Below are 3,149 nucleotides of genomic sequence, written 5' to 3'. Positions count from 1 at the left end.
GCCCAGCCCCTGTCTAAGAAAGAACTGGGGTTGTCTGAAGAGGATATCGCTGTGCTTATGGTGGGAAAGTTTTTTGCCCAAAAAGGCCACACCTACCTTATCGAGGCATGGCCCCAGGTGCTTGAAAAGTTTCCCCAAGCGCGCCTTTTGCTTGCTGGTGGTGGGCCGTTAGAGCAGGAAATCAAGGGTATGGTGACTGCGGCGGACTTGGACAACTCAGTCCGCTTCTTGGGTGTACGGTCAGATGTGCCGCGCCTCCTTAAGACCTGCGACGTCTTTGTCTTCCCCACTCTTTTTGAAGGGATGTCCAACGCACTCCTTGAGGCGATGATTTCCGAATGCGCCATTGTGACTACTGACATTCCTGAAAACAGGGAAGTGGCCACCGAGGAAGAGGTGGTATTTGTGCCTTCCCGAAATGCAACGGCATTGGCCCAGGCGCTTAACCAAACACTGCAAGATGAAAAAATGAGAAAAGAAATGGGCAAAAAGGCCCGTGCCCGGGTTGAACGAGACTTTATCGTGAGCCGTACTGTTGCTACACTGAACGCTGCATATGAACGAAGCCTCACGTTATGAACCAATCCGTAGTTTCTAGTCGCGAAGTAGGATTTTTTCATAACCCTAAGTCCGCGGCCTATCCTAAGAAGCCACCGTTCTCTCCCAGTGAGTCCTACCCCGAGTACCCTTTTGGCCTTCTGAGCAAAAAGGAAAACGCAGCCTATGCGGCGGTGCGGGAAATGTTCTATATCCTAGGCTACGACAAGGAAAATTTCGGCACCAAAAAGTGGAACCCTTTTAAGGATATTGTCCGGCCCGGTGACACCGTGGTGATCAAGCCTAACTTTGTCCGCGAGGCACCGTATGTTGGCGGCGACCAGGATGCCCTCATGACCCATGGCTCGGTTATCCGTGCTGCCATGGACTACGTGGCCATTGCCCTTAAAGGCAAGGGGAAAATTATTCTGGGCGATGCACCAATCCAGACCGCCAACTTTGAAAAAATCGTAAAAGTGAACGGGATCCAGGAAATCATTTCCTTTTACCAAAAGCAGGGGGTAGACGTTGAGTTAGTAGATTTCCGTACGGAGCGCACCCATAAGACATTCGGAAGCTTTGTTTGGAAACACGAGACCATTGGTTCTGCGGATGACTGGATTATTGTGGACATGGGTACGGAGAGCGAGCTTGATGCTCCGGATGTCGATATCGAACGGCTCCGTGCACCTAACTATGACCGCAAGCGCATGCGTGAGCGGCACGACCATGGGAAGCACGAGTATCTCATCAACCGACGTGTACTAGAGGCCGATGTGGTCATTAACCTGTCAAAGTTGAAGACCCACCGGCTAGGCGGGCTTACCTGCAGCATGAAGAACCTGGTGGGTATTTTGGCGCACAAAAGCTGCCTGGCCCACTACAGCGCTGGGTCCCGTGAAGAAGGCGGGGACGAGTACGCCAAGCGTGCTATCCATAAGAAGGTTTTCTCTTGGCTTATCCAGCAGGAGGATTCTGCCCGCGCCCTCATTAAGCGCGCTGTCCTCTTTGTGCCGCGCATGGCCTTTCACTTTATTACCAAAAAGGGTGAGCAGGTGTTTGAGGGGAGCTGGTATCAAAACGACACCATGTGGCGCATGGTAATAGACCTGAATCGCGCTGTTCTCTACGCTAACCGCAAGGGTGAGCTGCAGCAGGAACAACAGCGCCGGTATTGGTGCATGGTTGACGGCCTTGTTGCAGGTGAAAAGAATGGCCCCCTTATGCCGGTGAACAAGCCTATTGGCGTTTTGGTGGCTGGCGAAAACCCAGTGGCTGTCGATTTTACCTGCGCAGAAATTATGGGGTTTGATATCAACATGGTCAAAACGGTGAGCCGCTCACCGCTCGCTAGCAAGCATCCCTTGATTGATTTCCCATTCCAGAAAATTGAATGGCTCCCTAAAAAGGTGAAGCTTCCTAACTTCCACTTTATCCCCCATAAGAACTGGGTAGGGCATTTGGAACGTAAGGACCGCCCATGAGGATCCTGTTTGCCGCAATGCACTTTGGGTATGTCCATGGGGGTGGTGAATACTACCCGATGCATATTGCCCGCGTACTCAAAAGCCAGGGCCATCATGCGCCAATTTTTTGCGGACGGGATATACTCCGTCCCTTGGACCCTGTTGCACGGGACTTTACCTTCCACACCGTCCCTATTTTTTATTGGTTGAGGGAAGTAGGTGAGCGCAAGCAGGGTAAGCTAGGCCTTATCCTTCGGTCGCTGCACTACCTTGTGTATGCAATGGGCATGTTCCTCTTCCTCGTGACACATAAAAAGTCTTTTGATGTCATAGATGCGCACGATGTCATTTCTTTGCAGGCAGCGTTGTGGGCAAAAAGGTTTACCCACATACCAGTAGTGGTTACCATGCATGGCCGCCCGCAAGCGATGGAGCTTCGGTTGCTTCGCAGAGTAGATGCCACCATTTCGGTGAATGAGCAGTACGCAGAGGAGTTACGGAAAGATGGCTATGCCAATGTATCTGTGGTGCCCGTGGGCTTGGACTTGGATGTCTTTAAACCAGGCGATCAAGAAAAGGCACGGGCTGCCTGCCATGTAGACCGGGATATCCCGTTATTGTTGTTTGCCGGCCGCCTTATCCCCATGAAAAACCCCCTCGTGTTGGTGGAAATGATGCTGGAGGTGAAAAAAGAAATGCCAAGCGCTCTCCTTTGGATAGTTGGCGACGGTGTCTTGGAAGGGGAAGTGCGCAGGGAAATCGCCAAACATGGCTTAGAGGAATCCGTAAGGATATTCCCTCATACGGCTCCTGCAAACCTGGCTACCATGTATCAGGCAGCAGATGTGTTTGTACTTCCTTCGTTCGTTGAATCTTTCAGCATGGTGGCTTTGGAGGCCTATGCCTGTGGGACGCCTGTTGCCATTACCAACAATGCCCATGGTTTTTCCGAATCTATCCCAGCATCAACCTTTGAAGCATTTGACCCTAAGAGCCTGAGTGATTTTGTGAAGGCTGTAAAAAAAGCACTCAAGCGCAGCCGTAAGGCACAGGAGCAATACAAGGTGGTCCAAGACTTTTCCTGGGAGAACCGCAGCGCGGCAACCTTGGCCGTACTAAAAGAGGTTGCGAAATGATTCCTGCCAA

3 protein-coding genes are annotated in these 3,149 nt (G+C 51.6%); all 3 read left to right on the top strand.

From position 1 onward, the window contains the following. Window positions 1–579, top strand: a 579-nt coding sequence (locus VLA04_01750) for a glycosyltransferase (GenBank protein ID HSI20419.1), incomplete at its 5' end; no start/stop codon positions are given. After that, entirely contained in the window at window positions 576–2,021 is a 1,446-nt protein-coding gene (locus tag VLA04_01745; GenBank protein ID HSI20418.1) for a DUF362 domain-containing protein, read from the top strand. The genes VLA04_01750 and VLA04_01745, both read left to right, overlap by 4 nt. Then, a complete protein-coding gene (locus VLA04_01740) occupies window positions 2,018–3,139 on the top strand; it encodes a glycosyltransferase family 4 protein (GenBank protein HSI20417.1) in 1,122 nt (373 codons plus the stop codon). Before VLA04_01745 ends, VLA04_01740 begins: the two co-directional genes overlap by 4 nt. Window positions 3,140–3,149 lie beyond the last annotated feature (10 nt).

The organism is Verrucomicrobiia bacterium (assembly GCA_035460805.1).
Taxonomy (GTDB): domain Bacteria; phylum Patescibacteriota; class UBA1384; order CAILIB01; family CAILIB01; genus DATHWI01.
This window is presented reverse-complemented; position numbering and strand designations above follow the sequence as displayed.

Coding starts and splice junctions, on each gene's coding strand:
- VLA04_01745 (HSI20418.1), top strand. CDS start 576: ATGAACCAATCCGTAGTTTCTAGTCGCGAAGTAGGATTTTTTCATAAC.
- VLA04_01740 (HSI20417.1), top strand. CDS start 2,018: ATGAGGATCCTGTTTGCCGCAATGCACTTTGGGTATGTCCATGGGGGT.